General features: G+C 69.7%; 17 protein-coding genes and 3 pseudogenes. 12 read left to right on the forward strand and 8 right to left on the reverse strand.

Features of this window, described 5'->3' with window-relative positions:
- The first annotated feature begins 20 nt into the window (after positions 1–20).
- From IE109_RS29660 to IE109_RS33460, 5 genes are all read left to right on the forward strand, one after another.
- A complete protein-coding gene (locus IE109_RS29660) occupies positions 21–1,274 on the forward strand; it encodes a sensor histidine kinase (RefSeq protein WP_189554447.1) in 1,254 nt (417 codons plus the stop codon).
- Positions 1,271–1,930 (forward strand): response regulator, encoded by a 660-nt coding sequence (locus IE109_RS29665; protein ID WP_189554448.1) that lies wholly within the window; start codon positions 1,271–1,273, stop codon positions 1,928–1,930. Before IE109_RS29660 ends, IE109_RS29665 begins: the two co-directional genes overlap by 4 nt.
- Before the next feature lie 190 nt (positions 1,931–2,120).
- Entirely contained in the window at positions 2,121–3,260 is a 1,140-nt protein-coding gene (locus tag IE109_RS29670; RefSeq protein WP_189554467.1) for a GDSL-type esterase/lipase family protein, read from the forward strand.
- 348 nt (positions 3,261–3,608) lie between these two features.
- Entirely contained in the window at positions 3,609–4,652 is a 1,044-nt protein-coding gene (locus IE109_RS29675; protein ID WP_189554449.1) for a hypothetical protein, read from the forward strand.
- A 528-nt stretch (positions 4,653–5,180) separates the two neighbouring features.
- A complete protein-coding gene (locus IE109_RS33460; RefSeq protein ID WP_229891708.1) occupies positions 5,181–5,774 on the forward strand; it encodes a DUF1266 domain-containing protein in 594 nt (197 codons plus the stop codon).
- A gap of 24 nt (positions 5,775–5,798) precedes the next feature.
- On the opposite strand, the gene IE109_RS29685 is transcribed toward IE109_RS33460, so the two are convergent.
- The 4 genes from IE109_RS29685 to IE109_RS29700 form a co-directional block, all read right to left on the reverse strand.
- Positions 5,799–5,954 (reverse strand): hypothetical protein, encoded by a 156-nt coding sequence (locus IE109_RS29685; protein ID WP_189554450.1) that lies wholly within the window; start codon positions 5,952–5,954, stop codon positions 5,799–5,801.
- A gap of 275 nt (positions 5,955–6,229) precedes the next feature.
- Complete coding sequence (locus IE109_RS29690) at positions 6,230–6,472, reverse strand: DUF6411 family protein (RefSeq protein WP_189554451.1); 243 nt, start codon at positions 6,470–6,472, stop codon at positions 6,230–6,232.
- Positions 6,473–6,905: 433 nt separating this feature from the next.
- Entirely contained in the window at positions 6,906–7,265 is a 360-nt protein-coding gene (locus tag IE109_RS29695; protein WP_189554452.1) for a hypothetical protein, read from the reverse strand.
- Between the two features lie 524 nt (positions 7,266–7,789).
- Positions 7,790–9,238: an MFS transporter gene (locus IE109_RS29700; protein ID WP_189554453.1), complete on the reverse strand. Its 1,449-nt coding sequence runs from the start codon at positions 9,236–9,238 to the stop codon at positions 7,790–7,792.
- A gap of 194 nt (positions 9,239–9,432) precedes the next feature.
- Here IE109_RS29700 and IE109_RS29705 point away from each other — a divergent pair, with 194 nt between their 5' ends.
- Positions 9,433–9,816, forward strand: a complete 384-nt coding sequence (locus tag IE109_RS29705; RefSeq protein ID WP_189554454.1) for an ArsR/SmtB family transcription factor — start codon at positions 9,433–9,435, stop codon at positions 9,814–9,816.
- Positions 9,817–9,831: 15 nt separating this feature from the next.
- Here the strand turns inward: IE109_RS29705 and IE109_RS33465 are convergent.
- A pseudogene (locus IE109_RS33465) lies at positions 9,832–9,978 on the reverse strand (transposase); the annotation flags it as partial.
- 967 nt (positions 9,979–10,945) lie between these two features.
- Here IE109_RS33465 and IE109_RS29715 point away from each other — a divergent pair.
- Positions 10,946–11,209: a hypothetical protein gene (locus IE109_RS29715; RefSeq protein ID WP_189554455.1), complete on the forward strand. Its 264-nt coding sequence runs from the start codon at positions 10,946–10,948 to the stop codon at positions 11,207–11,209.
- Positions 11,210–11,238: 29 nt separating this feature from the next.
- The gene (locus IE109_RS29720; RefSeq protein ID WP_189554456.1) at positions 11,239–13,140 is read left to right on the forward strand and encodes a type 1 periplasmic-binding domain-containing protein; all 1,902 of its coding nucleotides are present in this window, start codon (positions 11,239–11,241) and stop codon (positions 13,138–13,140) included.
- Between the two features lie 933 nt (positions 13,141–14,073).
- Here the strand turns inward: IE109_RS29720 and IE109_RS29725 are convergent.
- Positions 14,074–14,922: an SDR family oxidoreductase gene (locus IE109_RS29725; protein ID WP_189554457.1), complete on the reverse strand. Its 849-nt coding sequence runs from the start codon at positions 14,920–14,922 to the stop codon at positions 14,074–14,076.
- 368 nt (positions 14,923–15,290) lie between these two features.
- Here IE109_RS29725 and IE109_RS29730 point away from each other — a divergent pair.
- Positions 15,291–15,613: pseudogene (locus IE109_RS29730) on the forward strand (RNA polymerase sigma factor); the annotation flags it as partial.
- Between the two features lie 550 nt (positions 15,614–16,163).
- On the opposite strand, the gene IE109_RS29735 reads toward IE109_RS29730, so the two are convergent.
- Positions 16,164–16,613 carry a hypothetical protein gene (locus tag IE109_RS29735; RefSeq protein WP_189554458.1) on the reverse strand — a complete coding sequence of 150 codons (450 nt, stop codon included), beginning with the start codon at positions 16,611–16,613 and terminating at the stop codon, positions 16,164–16,166.
- 189 nt (positions 16,614–16,802) lie between these two features.
- On the opposite strand from IE109_RS29735, the gene IE109_RS29740 reads away from it, so the two are divergent.
- A complete protein-coding gene (locus IE109_RS29740; RefSeq protein WP_189554459.1) occupies positions 16,803–17,786 on the forward strand; it encodes a DUF5937 family protein in 984 nt (327 codons plus the stop codon).
- 39 nt (positions 17,787–17,825) lie between these two features.
- Positions 17,826–18,643 (forward strand): IS5 family transposase gene (locus IE109_RS29745; RefSeq protein WP_189554468.1). Its coding sequence is split into 2 segments (ribosomal slippage): positions 17,826–18,168 and positions 18,168–18,643, totalling 819 coding nucleotides; the frame shifts between segments, so codons are not numbered across the junction.
- 687 nt (positions 18,644–19,330) lie between these two features.
- Here the strand turns inward: IE109_RS29745 and IE109_RS29750 are convergent.
- Positions 19,331–20,005 (reverse strand): TetR/AcrR family transcriptional regulator, encoded by a 675-nt coding sequence (locus IE109_RS29750; protein ID WP_189554460.1) that lies wholly within the window; start codon positions 20,003–20,005, stop codon positions 19,331–19,333.
- Positions 20,006–20,130: 125 nt separating this feature from the next.
- On the opposite strand from IE109_RS29750, the pseudogene IE109_RS29755 reads away from it, so the two are divergent.
- A pseudogene (locus IE109_RS29755) lies at positions 20,131–20,248 on the forward strand (short-chain dehydrogenase); the annotation flags it as partial.

Consider the following 20,248-nt stretch of genomic DNA (forward strand, 5'->3'; position numbering starts at 1 on the left):
CGAGTGCTTACGATCAATGCATGTCCGCCTCATCGCCGCTGCCGTTGCCGCTGCTCAAACGCATACCGCCGGGCCTGTGGACGGCACTGGCGTGGTACGCGGCAGCAGTGGCACCCATCGTTGAGTACGTAGTGATGCCGCAAGTGCCGACGTACTCGCTCGACTACCCTCAGGACGGGCTCGACTCGCTCGGAGCCCAGGCGCTGCTCGCCGTCGCCTTCGTGCTGACCCTGGCCGGCAGCGCGGTGCTGCGCCGCAGGACCTCCGCGGCGTACAGTCTGGTGATCGTCGGTACGGTCATCTCGACGGTGGCCTGGCGTCAGGATGAGATTCCCCCCACGCAGTTCCTGGCCGTGGATATCGCCCTTTGCTACCTCGCAGCCACCCGGCCTCGGCGGAGCTCGCTCACCGCGGCCGCCGCAGCGCTCGGCACACTCGCCGGCTACCTCGTCCTGCGGTTGATCACGGGCGGCGATTCCAGCATCGCGCAGGAGCCGTTCGTGGCCCTGACCGTGGTCATCGCCTGGCTCATCGGTCATTCGTCGCATCAGGCCCGTTCCCACACCGCAGAGTTGTACGCCCGGGCCGCAGCCGAGGCCGTCACCGCCGAACGGCTGCGCATCGCCCGCGAGATGCACGACACCGTCGCCCACAGCATCGGCATCATCGCCTTGCAGGCCGGCGCCGCGGCCCGGGTCATCGAAACCCAGCCGGCCAAAGCCCGCGAGGCGATGCTCACCGTGGAGATGGCCGGCCGCGAGACGCTGTCCGGGCTGCGAAGGATGCTCGGCGCGCTGCGCCAGGCCGACCAGGATGAGGAACGCCAAGGCCGCGCGCACGCGCCGGCGCCCCTGCGACCGGCCGCCGGCCTGGCGAACGTGGAACAGCTCGCCGCGACGGCCACGGCCGCCGGAGTCCGCGTGGAGGTGCGGTGGCAGGGCAGGCGCCGCCCACTGCCGGCCGACATCGACCTCGCGGCGTTCCGGATCGTCCAGGAGTCGGTGACCAACGCCGTACGGCACTCGGGTGCCGATTCCTGCCAGGTGCGCCTCGACTATCGCGCGGACGAACTCGCCGTCGAGGTCTCGGACCGAGGGAAAGGCGGCGGCACCAGCACGGACACCGGATACGGCCTGATCGGCATGCGCGAGCGGGCCGCCCTGCTGCACGGCGATTTCACGGCCGGGCCCCGTGCCGGGGGCGGCTTCCTGGTAGCGGCCAGACTCCCGGTACCGGCAGGGACCGAGGCAGAAGCAAGGACGGGATCCAGATGACCATCCGTGTCGTGCTCACCGACGACCAGCCCCTGGTCCGGGCCGCCCTGCAGATGGTCATCACCGACATCGCGGACATCGAGGTGGTGGGCGAGGCAGAAGACGGCACGGAAGCGGTACGACTGACGGAGGAACTCGCCCCCGACGTCGTCGTGATGGACCTCCGGATGCCCGGCATGGACGGCATCGAGGCCACCCGGCTGATCACGGCGGGCACCGGCTCCACACGCGTCGTCGTCCTCACGACCTTCGACGACGACGACTACGTCTACGGTGCGCTGCACGCCGGCGCCTCCGGATTCCTCGTCAAGGACATGGCCCTGGACGACATCCTCGCCGCAATCCGGATCGTTGCCGCCGGGGACGCTCTGATCGCACCAGCCGTTACACGCCGGCTGATCAAAGAGTTCACCACCCGACCCGCGGCGTCACCGCCGCGGCGTTCGGAGCTCGACCGCATCACCGCCCGGGAACGCGAGGTGCTCACCCTCGTCGGCAGGGGCCTGTCCAATACGGAGATCGCAGGCGAGCTCTCCATCAGCATCGCCACCGCCAAGACCTACCTGACCCGCCTGCTCGCCAAGCTCAATGCCCGTGACCGAGTGCAGTTGGTGATCCTGGCCTATGAGACGGGCCTGGTGGCAACGTCCCAGTGAGTGGACGGACTCCCCGCACAGCGAGCACCGGCGGACGGTGCGCGATCCACGCTAGTCCAATCCAGTCCGCCTCGGTGACGCGGGTCCAGAGGTTTTGAAGCGTGTTCGTGTGTCAGGGTGGCGGTGGGAGAACTCGCGGGTGCGTACACGCATCCGGGCTTGAGAGCGTTGGGGAGCGGTGACTGTGGAGATGCGGGCGTTTCCGCTGATGGGCGGGCCGGTGGAGTTGCGGGGGGCGCTGGACTTGGAGCGGACGCAGGCGGGGGTGATGCCTCGCCGGTTGCCCGGGTGGACCAAGGAGCAGTACCAGGACCCGTCGGTCTACGGGGTGACGGTGATGCCTTCGGGGGTGCGGCTGGTGTTCCGTACCGATGCGCGTGAGCTGGAGTTCGAGGTACTCACCTCCACAGGGCAGCTCGACACCGATCCCCGACCCCGCCCGACCGGGATGCTGGAACTGCTGGTGGACGGTGCCCACTTCGGGCGTCGGCGGGCACCGGTGGGCAATGTGGTGCGGATGGCGGGCCCCGGGGCCGTGCAGCGAGTGGTCCCGGGGGAGCCGGGGACCGTACGGTTCGCCGGGCTGCCGGCCGGCATGAAGAACGTCGAGCTGTGGCTGCCGCAGCAGACCCCCACGGAACTGGTGGCACTACGCGCTGACGGCGAGGTGCTGGCACCGCTGCCGGACGGTCGGCGCCGCTGGGTGCACCACGGCAGTTCCATCAGCCACTGTCTCGAAGCCGATGGTCCGACCGGCACCTGGCCGGTGGTGGCGGCTTCGCTCGGGGGAGTGGAGGTGATCAATCTCAGTCAGGCGGGCAACGCCATGCTGGATCCTTATGTCGCCCGGACGATCCGCGACATGCCCGCCGATCTGATCAGCCTCAAGGTAGGCATCAACATCGTGGGCCTGGCCACCTTCCGGTTGCGGACGTTCGGCCCGGCGGTGCACGGATTCCTGGACACGATCCGGGAGGGCCACCCGGACACCCCGCTGCTGCTGATGTCTCCGGTGCACTGCCCGGCATTTGAAGAGACTCCCGGCCCGACCGCGATGGGCCCGGACGGGAAAATCACTGCCCTGGGCGACCCGGCCGACGTGACCCGTGGGGCATTGTCACTGAAGGTGGTCCGTGACGAACTGTCCCGAATCGTGGCGGCCCGAGGAGTGCGCGATCCCCACCTGCACTACCTCGACGGACGTGAACTGCTCGGCCCGGACGAGGTGGATGAGCTTGTCGACGGCCTGCACCCCACCGCCGCCGCCTACCGCCGGATGGGCAAACGCTTCGCCGCGCACGCCTTCGCCGACAACGGCCCGTTCCGATGAGGGGTCGGGGCACTGCACCAGCACCAGGCGCGGAGCCCGAGCGTACCGGCAGCTACCCTGCCCGCCCACACGCTCAACTGGCCAACTCAGGAGCTGAGTCACAAGTTACGACTGAGCGCTTCAGTTGGCGACTGGGCCTGCGAGTTGTGCGATTGCGCGTCCCAGGGCCTCAGGACCTCGGCTCGGACACCAGAGCGCCAGCGACCTGGTGTGTTCCTCTCAGCTGCCGTAGGTGATGAGCAGGACGAAGCCGACACCGAAAACCGCGAACAGCAGTAGGCAGCCGAGGAACTGCCGAGCCGGGCCTTCACCGCGCGGGGCGCGGGCTCCAGCGGGGCCTCCCACCCGATGGCCGGCAACGAGACCGTGCTCGCGATGCTGTGCCCGAAGCCGAACATGGCCACCGTCGACCCGCCGCACGTCCAGGCCGCCGTCGACGTACCGGAGGGCATCGGCACCATCGCCTCGTACTGGACCGAGGTGTCGCTGCCCGCCACCGGCACCTGGAAGGCGCCCGGCAAGGGCGGCGCCCAGGCCGACATCGTCCTGACCGCCCCGCAGGACGGTGTGCCGCTGACGTTCATCTCGGCCGACAACTGCCACGAGACCGCGGAGGAGCTCGCCAACAAGCTGGAGAAGTACGCCCGGTTCTTCCGGCGGAAGGCGAAGGACACCGACGGCCGTGAGCGCCCGATGTGGCGCACCCGCTGGAGCGCTCCGGACACCTGGTCCGGCGACGCGCCGTTCCCGCCCGTCCTGCTGGTGTTCAACCGCCTCGGCGAGCGCAACCCCAACCACACCGTCCCGCGCCTGCAAGGGCTGACCCGGCACCTGTGGCAGGGGCAGCGGTACACGGGCTTCCACGTTTACGACGTGAGGATTGCGATCATCACGACCGGCATGGAGAACCTGCGTGAGCACGGTCCGGACGGACCGGTGTTCCTCCGCCTTGGCCGCGACCACATGCGGCCCCTGCGGGAGGCGATCGGCAATCCCCGTCGTAAGGCGGCCGACGCCCGTGCCCGGAAGGAGGCCAGGTTCCGGCAGGAGGAGTACCAGGCACAGGTGCGGCGGGCGGCCCAGGAGCAGGCGGCGAAGCAGGCAGCCGAGCGGGAGGCCCGTCGTCCCGTCTGCACCGGCTGCGACGCGAAGTTCATTGACGAACGGTGGGAGGCGGCACAGGCGACGGACTGGGGCACTCCGAAGGACTCCCACCCGCACCCGTACGGCTGCAAGAGCCCCGACCGACACTGTGCGGGGACTGCGACCTGCGGCACGAGATCGACTGTGAGCACGCCTGGCCGGGCGCGATCCGCCGGGACCAGGAGCAGGACCAGACCGTGCCCGAGCAGAAGACCGGCGACCTCGTCGCCCGCGCGGACCGGTACATGATGCAGTCGCGGCGGGCGTACACCGACGCGAGCGCGGGCAGCACCCGCTTCCACCCGTACTGGAACCCGCAGACCCAGGGCATGTGCGTGGCCGTCTACACCGGCGGCATGCTGCCGCCGCCGGTCGCCGACCCGGTCTACAACTGCTACGACCTGGGCTGGTTCGCGGAAGTGTGGAACCAGGACGACCCCCCTACCTCGTCGTCAACCCCGGCAGCCCGTGCGAGGGCGTCCTGCCGGCCGGGCCGCAGGGGCGGGCCCTGTGGCGGCGTCACTCCGCCCCGGTCGAACGGCCGGGGCTGGCCCAGGATGTCGTCCACACCCTGGAGGTGGGCGGCCCCCGCACCGGCCCCGTCGCCTTCGGTCTCGCGGTCGGCGCGCACATCAACGTGCGCAACGGGCGCTACTGGAATTCGATGGCCTACCACGGCTGCGGCTACGCGGCGAGAAGCGCGCGCTGGAACGCTGGTAGGGCGTCACCGCCCGCCCGGAATGGCAGGAGACGCAGGAACGGCTGCTGCGCGCCGCGATGGTTGGCGGACCGTGGGAGCTCGTCCTGCAAATCCGCCGCTCCATGGTCCTGGACTTCGCGGGTCCCGTCGACATCGACCACTGGCGCCGGGCTGCGGCGAACGTGGTGCGCCGGCGGGCCGAGGCCGCCGCCGAACCCCGCCTGAGGGCGGACGGCGTCACCCCGGGCAGCACCGTCGGCACGGAGGAACTGGAGGGGCAGGTGACCGGTCTCAAGCGGCTGATCGGCCGTATCGCCCTCTACGAGGCGCCGCTCCGTGCCGACGGCCTGCTGCCGGAAGGGGGTTTCGTGCGGAGCGTCGAGGCCTGGGACTACGGCCGGGCCTCGGGCATGGCCCGCTGGGGGCTCGCCGCCCGGCTGTGCTCGCTGCAGGAGGCGGAGGCGGAGGCGGAGGCGGCCGTGGTCCGGGCCGGGCGTCTCGTGCAGGTCAACCACCGCTCGTGGGAGGACTTCTCGGCCGCCTACGCCCTGGGCCGCTGCCTCCACTTCGACGAGGAGGAGTTCGGCGAGTGGTACGAGACCGTCCTGGCGACCCATCGCGTCCTGAACGCGGACCCGGCCAGCCCTTGGCGCACGCTCGACTGGAAGTGAGGATCCCCCGTCCCAGCGCGGCGGTTAGGCGCCTGCAGGAACCCCGTGGGCCACGGCCTCGATCAGGGAGTACGTGGCGGCGCCAGCGGGCGGGGTGACCGACGTGACGCGCAGGGTCGCCCGGCGGTACACCTCGTCGAAGTCCGGGCGGGTGCGTTCCCTGCCGCCGACGTTCAGCATCGTGTGGAGGTCGCTCAGCGTCCTCCCCGGACCCGCGCTCGATGGGTCAGCAGGTGTAGGTGGTGCCGTCGGCGGCGGTGTTCCAGCTGCAGGCGGTGGTGCTGCCGGTGGCGGGGTTGCCGTCCGGGCTGCCCGGCTTCTTGCCGCAGGTCCGGGGTTACCGTCAGCCGATCGAGGAGTTCGCGCAGCGCGGGCAGACTCTGCTGCTCGCCCTTGCAGACACACCGCGGCCCGGCCGCGAGGGGATTGCGGGCCGGGCCGAGTGGGACGCGGGGTCAGAAGGGCATGTGGCCCCGCATGCGGCGGCCGGCCGAGCCACTCTTGCCGACCGCCTTCGAGCTGCTGCTGAACGGCTTGCTGAAGAGGCGGCCCAGCGGGCCGGGGGCCTTGCCGCCCGCGCGGGAACCCAGGCCGAGGGTCTTCTGAGTACCGCGCTCGGGGTGCTTGGAGAGGCGGGGCAGGAAGAACGCCAGAACGGCGAGTACGACGCAGACGGCGATGATTCCGGCGATCATCATGGTTGGACCTACTTCCTCGGTGGTGCGCTGACGCTTCGTGGTGTGTGACCGCGTGTACCCGTCGAACCCTCGGTCACGCCCCGGCTCCGGCCGTCGACTGCGACCTCGTCGACGACGCATGGGGCCTCAGACGACGTTGCCGGCGGCCCCGGTCGACGACGACCATGCGGTGAACGGGAGGCGTTCGAGAAGCACCTGCGGGTCATCGCCAGCCTTGAGGCGCTGTGCCAGCCCGGGACGACGACCCGGACTTTCCCTGCCCCGGCCGGCAAGCGCGGCGTCGAACTCCTCCAACGCGTCGGGGAAGCAGTTGTCGTGGCCTGTGCCCTCGCATCAGACCTGCTGGCCGCCGTGGGAGTCCATGGGCCGCACATCCTGAAAGCTGGGGGAGACATCCTGATGGACCGATTCAACGACGGATTCCGCCACCAGCTCACCGGCTGGGAGCCGTAGAGCGGCTGAGCTGGAGCGAGCGTGGGAGTGATTGCCATACGGGCACTTTGGCTTCGTGAGGCCACATGTGGTCGATGACCCAGGCGGCCAGTGCCCATTCGGTGGGGATGTTTCGGTCAAAGGCCTCGTCGGACGTGAGTACATAGGCAGGGAAGAGGTCGGGATCCTCGTAGGGGACTCGGAGAGCGTCCCACTCACAGCGCACTGTAAGGGTGGCCAACCACTCTTCCTTCGACAAGGTGAAGGTGGCTGTCCAATGAGGATCTTCACCCCCGCGCTCCACTTCCAGAGTGAGGCCGAAGCCGTTGGAGAACGGGATGGAGCCGGGACCGTCGTCCATCAGGTCTTCCAGATCTTCCTCAGCGCCGGGATCAGCTTGAGGGTGTCGATAAGTTCGAAGAGCGCATCCGATGGGTCGCTGTAGGCGTGATTATCGGCTCGGGACCGTGGCTTGACCAGTCTCGGACCGGGCACGGGTGACCGCGCCGCCATCGAGCGTGAAGCCGAGCACATCTCGCACCAGGATCTGCGGAAGGTTCGAAGAGTGACCCAGCAGAGTTCCGTCCTCATCGATCCGCCAGCCGCTGTACTGTCCGACCTAAGCCCGGGCGGACCAGCAGTGACTCGCCCGGCACGTCGGGGTTGACGAAGGACTGTTCGTGATCGTCGGCGCCGATGGCGTACGTCTCCATGCGGACGGCTGCTCGGCTCGTGAAGTGCTGGACGCGGAATCCCGCGACGGCGGCCAGTTCCGTGTGGAGCCGGGTGAAGACGGCCGCAGGGTCGAAGGGGGGCGCGGGCGTTTGCCGAGCACTCGAGGACGAGGTGGGGCATGGCGTTCCTTCCGTAAGGGGGAGCGTGGTGTCAGCGCGTCCCGGCCGTGCCGGCGGCGCGGGCGGGACGGCCGGCCGCGGTCGGGGAAGGGTCGGGGCCGCCCGCGCCCCGGATGCCGGTCGCGCTCATTACGGCGCTGACGGCGAGGGCCACGACGGCGGCCACGAGGGCGGCGCGCAGACCGGACAGGAAGTGGCCCGAGGTCGCCTGCCCGACGAGCAGGCCCATCACGGCGACGCCGATCAGCCCGCCGAGCTGGCGGGAGGCGTTGAGGACACCGGACGCAATGCCGGCGTTGGCAGGGTCCACCGCGTTGAGCATCGCGGTGGTCATGGAGGGCACGACGAGGCCGATGCCGAAGCCCGCGACGAGGAACTGGACGGCCATCGCGGAGTACGACTCGGATCCGACGACCGGGACGGTGGCCAGGTAGCCGACGGCGGCCAGAGTGTTGCCGGTGAGCAGCACCGTGCGTGCTCCGTACCGCTTGACCAGCGGCCCGCAGGAGAGATTGGCGGCCATGATCGCGGCGGTCATCGGCAGGAAGGCGAGTCCGGCGGTGATCGGGGAGTATGACCAGACCTGCTGAAAGAAGAGACTGAAGACGAAAATGAGGCCGTAGAAGGCGAAGTTCAGCAGGACGCCGATGAGCGAGGTGGAGCTGAAGGCCTTCCGGCCGAACAGGTGCAGCGGCAGCATCGGGTCGGAACTGCGCCGCTCGGCGGCGATGAAGGTGAACAGTGAGATGAGGAAGACCGCCGCGCAGCCGAGGACGAGCGGGGAGTTCCATCCCTGGGCGTTCGCCTCAACGATCGCGGCGGTCAGGGTGCCCAGGCCGACGACGGCGAGCAACTGGCCTGGCAGGTCGAGCGAGCGGCGCACTGATCGGTCGCGGGCGGGTGCGGGCAGCGCGTACAGCCGGATGAGCACGGTGCCGGCGAGAGCGATGGGGACGTTGACGTAGAAGATGGAGCGCCAGCCGAGCCAGTCCACGAGCACTCCGCCGACGACCGGGCCGACGGCCAGTGCGAGGCCGCCGGCGGCGGCCCACAGACTGACCGCGCGGGTGCGCCGGGCGGGGTCGGGGAAGTTGGTGTTCACCAGGGACAGGGAGGACGGCACGATCATGGCGGCGCCGATGCCCTGGGCGACGCGGGCGGCGATCAGGGCGACCAGCGAGGGAGCGGCCCCGCAGGCCAGGGACGTGACGGCGAAGAGAACAAAACCCCAGATGAAGATGTGCTTGGGGTCGAAGCGGTCCCCCATGGCGCCGGCCGTCAGCAGGAAGGCGGCGAAGGTGAGCGTGTACCCGTTGATGACCCACTCGAGGCCGGAGAGGCTGCCACCGAAGTCGCCGGCCAGGGCCTTGGTCGCGACGTTGACCACGCTGACGTCGAGGATGACGACCACGAAGCCCAGGCAGGCGGCGAAGAGAGTCAGACCCGGCCGGCCCGGCGTGGGGGGTTGTTGGCGATTCACGCTTGTCCTTTCGTCGATGCGGCGGGGGGCATGGAGGCGGGAGTGTGGGAGGGGCGGGACCTCAACGCGCTGCGCGCGGATCCCGTAGACTGTTCGTCGTGGAGCGAACACTCAGGAGTGTACGCATCTCATCGAACACTCGGCAATCCGGCCCGGCAGGTCGGCCACGAGACGAACGGGACGGAGCACCGGCCATGAGAGCAGCGCACGCGGAGGGCGCGTCCGGAGACGGACGCCCCGCGAACCGGCCGGCAACGGCCACCACCAGCCACCGTGTGCCGCCGGTGCACAGGCACCCACAGGACGTGCCCCTGGAGAACGCCCTGCTCGCGCTCGCCGACCCCGTCCGGCGCACCCTCGTACGTGAGCTGGCCGAAGCCGGCGAGTGGGAGCGATCGTGCGGGAGTTTCGACGTACCGGTGACCAAGGCGACGCTCAGTCGGCACTTCGCCGTTCTGCGCGAGGCCGGGCTCCTGGAACAGCGGGACGCCGGGCCCAAGCGGCTCAACCGCCTGCGCCGACCGGAGTTCAACGAGCGGTTCCCCGGCCTGCTCGATCTCGTCCTGGGTTCGGACTAGGGGGCGTCTTGTCGATCACGTGTCGAGCCAGATGAGGGTGCTGGCGAGGGTGATGGCGGCGAGGTAGCGGTCGGGACGTTTGTCGTAGCGGGTGGCGATGCCGCGCCATTGCTTGAGGCGGTGGAAGCAGCGTTCGACGACGTTGCGGCGCCGGTAGGCGGCCAGCCGTAGCCAGAGTCCGACGCGGGACCTGACGACGGCGGCGATACAGGCCGCCGCCGAACGGCGACGGCACAGGGGCTGCTCGTAACCACCCGACACGGACAGCGGCGCCCAGCCGCCCGGGGCCGCGCGGCGCGCGGATAGGCCTCAGCGGCGAACGCCGAACCTTGCAGCCCGTTGGACGGTGCGCTCCGCCCGCCGATCGTGCTCAATGAGAACAGGCCCCGCTGTTAGCCCGCCTGCGGCGGCCGGGCCATCGTGCGGGGGAGAGGACGAGATGCTCGCCCGCCGGCAGCGAAAGTCAGGCTCGTCGGTGGCGCGGCGGGGTTCTGTGACGGCATCGTCCTGCAGCCGTGCCCATCGTGTCGTCCCCGCGTCGTCGATGATTGGTCGTTGGCCTGCTGCGGGCATGTGTGCTCGGTACGATCGTGGAGCCCTGCGGGATCTGTTCGGAAGGTGTCGACAGGCCGTGGGGAGCGTGGGAGAGGGCCCCTGCCGGTAACAGGGGCCCTCTCGTTGTCCGTGAACTGTCCGCATCGCGCCCAGGAGGACCTGACGAGGGCTGTCACGACAGCGGCTGTCTTGAGAGCGGCCGCTGGTACCCAGTCTCGTCACTACTCGAGAGCAATAGCAAGATCGACGAGGCCTTCCGCCGACTTCCGAAGGAAGTACGCACAGGTCCCGGGGCATTTACTGTCCGGCGTCGAAGAGCGTTCCGAACGACTCAAGCACCCTCGCCGGCTCGGACGAACCAGCTGGGGAGCAGCCTGGCAGGAGGGCGGAGGGGCGTGGAACGCCTGCCGCACGACGCGGTTCTCACGGGGTGCCGTTCCGACGAGGTACAGGGCTTGCCACCGGACCGCTGACGACAGCACGCTTACTTCCCATCACACCCCGTGGCGGTGACCGGTAATCGCCCCCACGGGGTCCGTCCGGCGATCCACGCCAGCGCCCAGGAGGTCAGATCATGTACGTTCCCCGATCCTCGCGCTCACAAAGTCCTCGCAGCAGTGTCCTGCCCGCGCACCTGTCCTGCGGGACGGGTGCGGTGACGGCCGGCCTTCGGGTGACGGTGTTCGTCGTCATCGTGATGGTGGTCGTGTTGCTGCTGAAGTCGGGACAGTCCGTCCTCGACGCGCTCGGCGTCATCACGGTGGCCGCCGGCGCTGCTGTGCCGATCATCGCGTGGCTCGAGCAGTCGTCCGTCCCTGCCACTGCGAGGCACGCGTGAGGACTCTCTGGAAGAAGACGGCAGGTCCGGTGGACCAGCCCGGTCAGCCTCGGCAGCCGTTGGCACCCCGGCCGCCCAAGCCGCTGACGATCAGCAACGCCAAGGAGTTCCGTGAGGCCCTGGTGGGCCTGAGAACCTATATGCGGCTGTCTCTTGAACGGCTCAACGAGAACGCCACCGCGGCAGGCGAGCCGCTGCCACCCTCCACGGTCGCCTCCACCCTCCGCAGGGATCAGCTTCCCAGCCTCAAGTTCGTCACTCAGTACCTGCAGGCCTGCGGATTGAGCGAAGACGAACAAGCTCCGTGGGGTGAGGCCTGGCACGCCGTCAACGACGGTGTCGCGCCCGTCAAACGTTCACGGGACTGGACGCAGGCGCTCTCCGTCTCCGGTCTCAGCCAGCGCCGGCGACTGCACTTGTCGATCGCGCTTGCCACGGCGGCGGTCGTCGCTGCCGGCGCCGGCGTGGTGTGGTGGCAGCAGGAACAGGATCAGGAAGCCGCTGCCCGCGCCGCGCAGCAGCAACAGCGGGATGATCAGAAGGCCGCAGCAGAGCGCAAGCGTCACTGCGGCACCGCCAACCCGGCACTGCTGAGCACGGCGGCCGGTGAGTGCGTCGGCATCACCGACGGCCGCGACGGCCACAGTCTCTTCGGCAAAGGTCTGCAGCCGGCCCTCGCCGCGGTGGACGCGGAGAACCAGGCAGCGGCCAAGAGCCCCGGCTACGTCACAGTCGCCCTGCTGGGCCCGCTCACCGATGGCCCCAACAGCTTGTCCGGCGGCCGCGCCGTCCACCAGGTCGAAGGCGCCTTCATCGCCCAGCACCGGGCAAACCGGGGCAACTCCTACCCAAAGATCCGGCTGGTGCTGGCCAACACCGGCAGCGAACAGAAGGACTGGCGTACCGTCACCGGCCGGCTCAAATCGATGACCGGCACCAAGGACCGGCTCGTAGCCGTCACCGGAATGGGCCTCAGCCGCCAGGAGACCATCGACGCCGCCCGGGCCCTGTCCAAGGCCTCCATCCCCATGATCGGCGATCTGATCACTGCCGCCGGCCTGGACACCACCGGCACGATCGACAACGGCCCCAAGATCACCGGCCTCGTACGTGTCGCACCCACGGTCAACACCCAGCTCGCCGCGATCAGCCGGCACCTCCAAAACCGCCCCGACCTCAAGACCGCCGCACTCGTCAGCGCCCCCTTCACCCCCAACAACACCCCCGACCTCTACACCCAGTCCCTGGAAAAGGCCTTCTACGACCAGGCGACCGGCCTGCGCCCCTACCTCGACAAGGGCGACGTCTACTTCAACTTCGACGTCAGAAACGGCGCCGACCGAACCAGCCTGAACACCATCAGCAAGAACCTCTGCGGCAAGGTGACCCCCGACCTGGTCTTCTACGCCGGCCGCGCCACCTACCTGCCCACCTTCCTCGAGAACCTGCACCAAAGGCAGTGCCGCACCACCCCGATCACCGTGGTCACCGGCTCGGACGCGGCGACCCTGGACCGCAAGATCCCGGCCCTGAACGACCCCGATGCCCCTATCTCCGTCCTCTACGTCCCGCTCGCCGACCCGGCCCAGCTCAGCAGCAAGAACAACCCCGACCGCGCCCTGTACAAGGCATTCGCCGATGAATTCGGCCGACTTCATCACGGGCAAAAGTTCGACCCCGGTCACCTGGCGAGCGGCTGGGCGGTCATGGCGCACGATGCCTTCCTCACCGCGAGCTTGGCCATCGGCAAGGCCGTCGACCCTCCCCAGACCCCTCCCCACATCAACGCGGTAGGAGCGCAGCTCTACCTCTTCGACACCACCAACGTCATCGAAGGCGCAGGCGGCATCTTCCGCATCGACACACGCACCGGAAACCGCATCAGCACCCACGACCCCAAGGTCGTCCAACTCGGCACCACAGGCGACTAGATCATCCGGGAGTACCAAGACACGAGGTGGGGGCAGCGATCGCCGCCCCCACCACACTTCGCCCCGGCCTCAGGACGACCGGCCGGCTCCTACGGCTGTGCGGCGCTTCACCGGGCGGCGCAGGGTGATCGCTGTGCGCCGGTCAGGACGAGCCCCGGGGCTGGGAGCCCGGGGGCTGGGAGCCCGGGGTCTCTCAGTACGCATACCTCCCTCGTCGGCGCAGAACGGCGCCGTGTCCGACCACCGGGTAGTACGGGAGCGGGGGCGGCCGCTCCTGCATCCGTGCGGTTAGAGCTCCTCGATCTGTTCGGCGAGGTGGGGGTCGGGGTGGAGGACGCGGCCCAGTCCGCGCAGGGAAGGGACGGGGGAGTGGGAGCGGATGCACCGCAAGACCCTACCCGCGGGCCCGGTCCGTGAGGCCATCCTGTCCTCGCCGACGTGGCCTGGCATCGCGGCGACGATGGCGAAGCTGGACGAGCGCGAAGTCGATGTGCGGCAGATCCCTGCCTGCGCACACGACAAAGGAATCGGCGTGGACCAGGGCCGTCGTAAGGGTCCTCGGGGCCGGCGAGGCGCCCGCGTCGAGCCAGGGCCCGACGTTCCGAGGGACTTTGCTCTGGATGACCGGCAAAGGGCGCTGCCGCAACTGGCGATCGAGCAGGAGAATGAGCGGTTCGCGCGGATGGTGCGGCACGCGATGCCGGGACGGGAGCGCGGCCGACCTGCTGGTCGCTTCCGGGCAGTGACCTCTGCTTGCTGCCCGGATGGTCAAGATGGAGCAGGATGGGCGGCCGGTGGTGGAGCCTCTCGCTCCCTGCGCATACGGCCCGCAGTGGTACGACCTCAACATCGCCGACGGCAAGAGGGGCGAACTGAACTCCTGTCACACATCGGATGGGCTGTCACGTGGGTCGGCGTTGCGCGGTGCGGCTCTTACGGCGTGGCGGACGGCAGCGGTGACAGTCCCCCGACCAGGGCGCGGGCGGCGGCCAGTTCCTCGCGGGCGGCCTGTTCGGCGGTCTCCAGGTAGGTGTAGGCGTCGTCGCCGACCGGGATGCGCAAAGGGGTGGGCGCGTCGGCGGCGACGATGCCGAGGATCCGGGCGGCGTAGTCCTGGGGCCGACCGGTGGCGGGGTCGCCCGCCATGCCGCGTACGGCGTCCAGGGTTTCGGCGGTGACCGCGGCGTACTCGGGCAGCCGGCGGCCCGACTCGGCGAGCGACGTCCCGTAACGGGTCGCGAAACCGCCGGGTTCCACCACGGTGACTCGCACGCCCTGGCCGGCCACCTCCGCGGCCAGCGCCTGGCTCATACCCTCCAGGGCGTACTTCCCGGCGACGTACGCGCCCAGTCCGGGAAACGCCATCCGGCCCGCCAGGGAGGAGACGTTGACAATGTGCCCGCGCCCCTGGGCGCGCATGAGCGGCAGGACCAGGCGGACCAGCCGCCAGGGGCCCACGACCAGGGTCTCCAGCTGGTCGCGCAGCTCGGCGTCGGAGACTTCCTCGACCGCGCCGAACAGGCCGGCGCCCGCGTTGTTCACGAGGACGTCGATTCCTCCCAGGCGGTCGGCGGCGGTGCGGACGGCCTCCTCGCACTGGACGGCGTCGCGCAGTTCCAGCGGGAGCGGGACGATGCGTCCGGGCCAGGCGGTGGCCAGGTCGTCCAGGGTGGCGGTGTCGCGCGCGGTGACCGCCACTTCGTGCCCCTCCCGCGCCGCCGCCTCGGCCAGCGCCCGCCCCAGTCCCGAGGAGCACCCCGTCACCAGCCAACGTCGCCCCATCGCTGCCTCCCGCACGCTCTCGACGGCCCTCGCCCCCGTGGCACCGGTCCCGGCCCGGCCCGCTCCCATGGTGGGCGCGGGAGCGCCGACGGTCATCCCCTCACGCGGGGGCGCTCCGGTGCACGCCAGGGGCGTTCGACGGCGGACAGAGGCATGCGCCCCGGGGCCGACCGGGTTCAGGCCGTGGACGGTAGTCCCGGGCGGGACCCCGGAACCGCAGGACGGTGATTGCCTGACTGACGTCTTCGCCGCGCTGTGACAATTCTGTCGGTGTGGGCGTTGATCACCGTGGGGCGTGGCCGCGGTCGAGTGTGGGTGCGGCACGGGGACCACGCGCCCGCCACGAACTCCGTACGATCGAGACAGCCTTGGGTTAGGGAGGAGAACCCCGGCGCGCGCAGGCGTACGGCGGGGAACCGGGCGCGGCGGTCGCGTGGGCCCAGGGCGGCGACGAGGCCGCGTTCGCGGTGGCGTACCGGATCGTGCAGCCGGGACTGCTCGGCTACCTGCTGGGATCGTCGGGGTCGACGCCGAGGACGTCGCCTCCGACGCCTGGCTGGAGATCGCCCGGGACCTCGGGCGGTTCCAGGGGGACGGGGCCGGTTCCGGGGGTGGACCGCCACGATCGCCCGGCACCGCGCGCTCGACCACCTGCGCCGGATGCGGGTGCGGCCCCGGTCGGCCGCGCTCACCGTGCCGCCCCTGACCGCCCTGACTCCCGCTCCCGCAGCGGCCGCTTCGTCCGCGCCGTCGGCGGTACCGACGCTGCTGGCGGCCATCGCCGAGCTGCCGGTGGACGACGAGCGGCGCGAGGGGTATGACCGCAAGCGGGAGTTCGGCGACTGGATCCACGCCGACCGGGACGGCTGCAACACCCGGGCCGAGGTCATGCAGTTGGCTACGCGCTCGCCGCGCTAGACATCTTGGAGTGCGCTCGCAAGACCGCCATTCCCTTCTCTGTCACTCGCACCGCCGAGCTCGCTGCGAGCGTCTCGCTGGAACAAGAGGAGGCACTCGCCGAACGGATGGCGCACACGAGGAAACTGCGCATCGATCTGCACGCGGCCCTCGACGCAGAAGGGCTCTCGCCCCTGCCCTCGTGCGGAAACGTCATCTGGATCCCGCTCGGGAGCTCAGCGGAGAGCTTCGCCGCCACAGTGCAGAACGCGGGGATCAGACCGACGCCGAAGAACCGAAACGGTCCGCCGACGAAGCCGACGGACCGTCTCGAAAGATTGAGGCTACACCCGGCCGTCGACGCAGTAGCCGGCGCGGTAGCAGGTCTGTGCTTTGAGGACAGTATTCGGGTTTTCGGTCGTCATGTAGACCCAGATGTTGTCGGACCCACCGACGACGTTCGCGTCAAGGGTGAAGTTCGCGGGCCCGGATCGGTTGCACCAGGTGCTGCTGCTCTGGAAGTCCAGTGTGGTGCTACCTGCGAACGCCCGCACGTAGACCCGCCGACAATTGCTGGCCTTGAACGATCCGTCGACGCTGACCGACCGGTTGGACCAGGTGGCCGTGCCTTGGTAATAGCTCGCCGTATAAACAACCGAGAAGTCGGCGGAGCCTGCGGCGGCCGCGGGTGTCGCCGCGAAGACCATTCCGGCAACCGACGCGGCTGCCGTCACGGCCATGCCGACCTTCCTCGTGCGGCTCTTCACCTTCGTTGTGTCCTTCAACTTCACCATGACAACCACTCCCAGGTCCCTCGAGTGCCCGATGCGCAACCTCACCGTCGTGCGGAGGCGACCGCCTCAGATCGGGCAGTGAGCGTTGCTGCCGTTGTTCGGCAACACGACTCAAGCAGGCGTGGGCGTCACGCCGGAAAGCATTCGAGCCAGTTCAAATCCATCGCGACAACTGCTACCGTCGGGGCGGTGCTCACCCTGCGTGTAGACGCCGACACAGTGTCCAGGACGCGGTTGGCCCCTTCGCCCGCGTCGGAGTCCATAGCATGGCTGAAACTCACCGCCGCGTCGGGACGGCACCCAGTGTTCGGAGATCCTGGACCACTCGCCCGCGCGTCACTCGCTCATCCGGACGTCGCCCTGCTCGCAGACCTGTTGCCGCAGAACGGCGACACCTACAGACCTGACCTGCTCACCCCTCAGCCAGAAACGCACGCACAGCGCCGCGACCTGCTCGACGAGCAGATCGCGCAGATCGAGGCCGTAGCGCAGGAAGACCTCGAAACCCAAGTCTTCACCCACACCCGGACCCACTGGAGCAGGCCGCTGCTGGCCACCACCCGCCGGATCGCGGAATCGGGACGGATGCAGCGCCATCTCGCCAACGGTCTCGCCCGGTTCTGGCGCGATGCCCTGGCCGAGGGCTGGCCCGAACTGCACTCGACCATCGATCAGGACATCGCCCACCGCGCGACCGCCATCGCCACCCATGGCGTCGGCCGCGCGCTCGGAGCACTCCACCCCGACATCGCTTGGACAGGCAACGCGGTCGCCCTCGCCAAGCCGTGGGACGGCGAAATCGATGTCACCGGTCAGGACCTGGTCCTCGCCCCCAGCGTGCTCAGCTGGCCCGACGTCATCATCCAGGTCGACACCCCCGGGCAGTTCGTCCTCTACTACCCCGCCCAGCGGATCGGAGCCGGCCGGGATCGCAGGTCCGGAAGGATCGCGCAAGTGGTCGGCAACGCCCGAGCCGCCTTGCTGGCAGACCTCGAAACCGCCCGGTCCACCGCGGAACTCGCCACCCGGACCGGATACACCCCGGGCACCGTCTCCTACCACCTCAGCGCCCTTCACCGCGCACGCCTCGTCACCAAGGTCAGAGACGGCCGCTACGTGTTGTACCAGCGGACCGCACATGCGGCAGGTCTGCTGGAAGAGGCCCGCGGCTAAGACCGTGTCCTACGTGGTGAGGTGGTCGCTGAGGTCTGCATGGGGCGGGGTACGTGGAGTTGGATTGTCCCGGACGGGCTTTGGGAGATCGCGAGGCTGTTGATCCCGCCGTCGAGGGTGCGGCCGCAGGGTGGCGGGACGCAGGACACGCCTGATGAGAGGGTGTTCGCGGCGATCATCTACGTGCTGGTCAGCGGCTGTGCTTGGCGGGCGTTGCCGCCCTGCTTCGGGATCTCGAAGTCGACGGCTCACCGCAGGTTCGTGATCTGGTCGCGTGCCGGCGTGTGGGGCCGGCCGCACGAGGACATCGTGCACCGGCTCGACGATGCCGGCCTCATCGACGTCTCCCGCGTCGTGCTCGACTCCGCCCACGTCAGGGCCGAAAAGGGGGCGAACACACAGGTCCGAGCCCCGTGGACCGGGGCAAGCCGGGTTCCAAGATGCACATCCTGTCGGACGCGAACGGACTGCCTCTGGTCGTCGGCGTCTCCGCAGCCAACGTCCACGACAGCGAAGGCCTGAAGCCCATGGTCGAGGGTCACCAAACGAGACACGACCCCCACAACGGCCGCCACTTCAAGCCCCAACGCCTGCATGCCGACAAGGCCTACGACCGGGTTGACCTTCGTAGATGGTTACACGGCAAGCGCATCGGCGTCTGTATCGCACGCAAAGGCATCGAGTCCAGCCAGCGATTAGGGCGCCGAAGGTGGGTCATCGAGCGCACCATGTCCTGGCTGACCGGCTACGGCAGGCTCAACCACCGCTACGAACGAAACCCCCGCAACTACCTGGCCTTTCTCGGCCTCGCCGCAGCCTTGTGCTGCTACAAACGACGCACCCGCCGCACCACGTAGGACACGGTCTTAGGCTGTACGGCGGGCGGACCGCCTGGGCTCCCGCATCTCGCGGTGCCCGCCGCCGGCGGCCCCTTGTCCGGGTGCGGCTGGACGCGTGCGACCCCCTTGCCCGGCTCCGCTACACCCCCTTGTCCAGCTCTGTTACCGCGACGTTTCTCCTCGACATCGCCGGTTTCGGCTCGCGATCAGGCCGGCGGCCAAGCGGGTGCGTGATAGAGGAGCCCGCTCAGCTGTGGCGCTGGCGCGCTCGGTGCGGTGCGGCGTGCCGGTGGACTGCACCACCGTGGCGCGGTGCGGTGGTGCGGCGCGGTGGTGCGCCTGCGACGCGTGCCGCACCGCACCACCGCGGTCCCGGTGGTGCGGCTACGCGGTGGTGCGGTGCGCCGGGTGCGCCTCCATCGCCTGCTTCATTCCCGCGGCCTCCAGCTGGCGCGGGACGTCCACGACGTCGCCGTGCTCCTCGGTGAGGACGTTCTCGGTGAAGCGGACGATGGTCTGGGCGATGCCCGGCGGGAAAGTGAGCCTGAGCGCGATAGGTGTCGCCTGCGCACGACAACTGCCGTAGGGAGCACGGAACTACGCCGGACCGATCAGGCCGCGAGCACGGAAGCCTCGGACTCCGCGTCACCTCGCGGGTGCGACCGGTGCACACACGCCGCGCGGCGCCCGATGCCGGGCCCCCGGTCAGCCGGCTTCCGTCAGGGCCGCGTGCGCGGCGGCGAGGATCTCCTCGGAGAGCGGGGAGCCCTGGGTGGCCCGGGACAGGACCAGAGCACCGACCAGGGTGCATAGCCGGGCGAGGCCGCCCTCGCCGCCCCCGACGCCCTCGCCGCCCCCGACGCCCTCGCCGCCGCCGACGCCCCCGACGCCGCCGACGCCCCCGACGGCCTCGGCGGGGGCGACGGCCTCGCCGCCCGCGACGGCCTCGGCGGGGGCGAGGAACGCGGCGAATTCGGCCACGCCCTCCGCGTAGGTACGGCGCGCCTCGCGGCCTTCGGGTCCGCGCGCGATATCGATGGCGAGAGCCGCGACCGGGCAGCCGTCCGCCGCGTTGTCACGGTGTTCGACGGAGAGGTAGGTGTCGATCAGGGCCCGCTGAGCGGCATCCCGCTGCCCGTCGTGCCGCTCGAGCCCGGCCGCATTGAGCCGTGCGATCTCGTCGAAGACGTGGGCGGTGACCTCATCGACGAGCGCTTCCTTGGAGGCGAACTGCTTGTAGAAGGCGCCGTGGGTGAGGCCGGCCGCCTTCATGAGATCGGCGACGCTGACGTGGGTGCCCTGCTCCCGGAACAGCCGGGATGCGGTGTCCACCACCCGCCTGCGGTTTTCCTCCGCCTGCGCCTGCGATACGCGGCCCATGGCCACCTCCTGCACGAGCCAATTTGGATGTCGATTGGAATCTATTCTAGTCACGTGTTTAGATTGTGGTTGCAATCTAATCGACGCGGGCGCTCCGACGGCGCCTGCGAAGGACAGGAGCGAGCATGGAACTCAAGAACGCGGTCGCGGTGGTCACCGGCGCCAACCGGGGCCTCGGGCGGCACCTGGCCGCCCAGCTCGTCGTGCGCGGCGCGAAGGTGTACGGCGCGGCCCGACGCCCCG

This window comes from Streptomyces lavendofoliae, assembly GCF_014649735.1.
In the GTDB taxonomy this organism is placed as follows: domain Bacteria; phylum Actinomycetota; class Actinomycetes; order Streptomycetales; family Streptomycetaceae; genus Streptomyces; species Streptomyces lavendofoliae.

What these genes read in the sequence shown, in the direction of transcription:
- IE109_RS29660 (WP_189554447.1), top strand. Translation starts at nt 21, where the DNA reads ATGTCCGCCTCATCGCCGCTGCCGTTGCCGCTGCTCAAACGCATACCG.
- IE109_RS29665 (WP_189554448.1), top strand. Translation starts at nt 1,271, where the DNA reads ATGACCATCCGTGTCGTGCTCACCGACGACCAGCCCCTGGTCCGGGCC.
- IE109_RS29670 (WP_189554467.1), top strand. Translation starts at nt 2,121, where the DNA reads ATGCGGGCGTTTCCGCTGATGGGCGGGCCGGTGGAGTTGCGGGGGGCG.
- IE109_RS29675 (WP_189554449.1), top strand. Translation starts at nt 3,609, where the DNA reads ATGGCCGGCAACGAGACCGTGCTCGCGATGCTGTGCCCGAAGCCGAAC.
- IE109_RS33460 (WP_229891708.1), top strand. Translation starts at nt 5,181, where the DNA reads ATGGTTGGCGGACCGTGGGAGCTCGTCCTGCAAATCCGCCGCTCCATG.
- IE109_RS29685 (WP_189554450.1), bottom strand. Translation starts at nt 5,954, where the DNA reads ATGCTGAACGTCGGCGGCAGGGAACGCACCCGCCCGGACTTCGACGAG.
- IE109_RS29690 (WP_189554451.1), bottom strand. Translation starts at nt 6,472, where the DNA reads ATGATGATCGCCGGAATCATCGCCGTCTGCGTCGTACTCGCCGTTCTG.
- IE109_RS29695 (WP_189554452.1), bottom strand. Translation starts at nt 7,265, where the DNA reads ATGGACGACGGTCCCGGCTCCATCCCGTTCTCCAACGGCTTCGGCCTC.
- IE109_RS29705 (WP_189554454.1), top strand. Translation starts at nt 9,433, where the DNA reads ATGAGAGCAGCGCACGCGGAGGGCGCGTCCGGAGACGGACGCCCCGCG.
- IE109_RS29715 (WP_189554455.1), top strand. Translation starts at nt 10,946, where the DNA reads ATGTACGTTCCCCGATCCTCGCGCTCACAAAGTCCTCGCAGCAGTGTC.
- IE109_RS29725 (WP_189554457.1), bottom strand. Translation starts at nt 14,922, where the DNA reads ATGGGGCGACGTTGGCTGGTGACGGGGTGCTCCTCGGGACTGGGGCGG.
- IE109_RS29735 (WP_189554458.1), bottom strand. Translation starts at nt 16,613, where the DNA reads ATGGTGAAGTTGAAGGACACAACGAAGGTGAAGAGCCGCACGAGGAAG.
- IE109_RS29750 (WP_189554460.1), bottom strand. Translation starts at nt 20,005, where the DNA reads ATGGGCCGCGTATCGCAGGCGCAGGCGGAGGAAAACCGCAGGCGGGTG.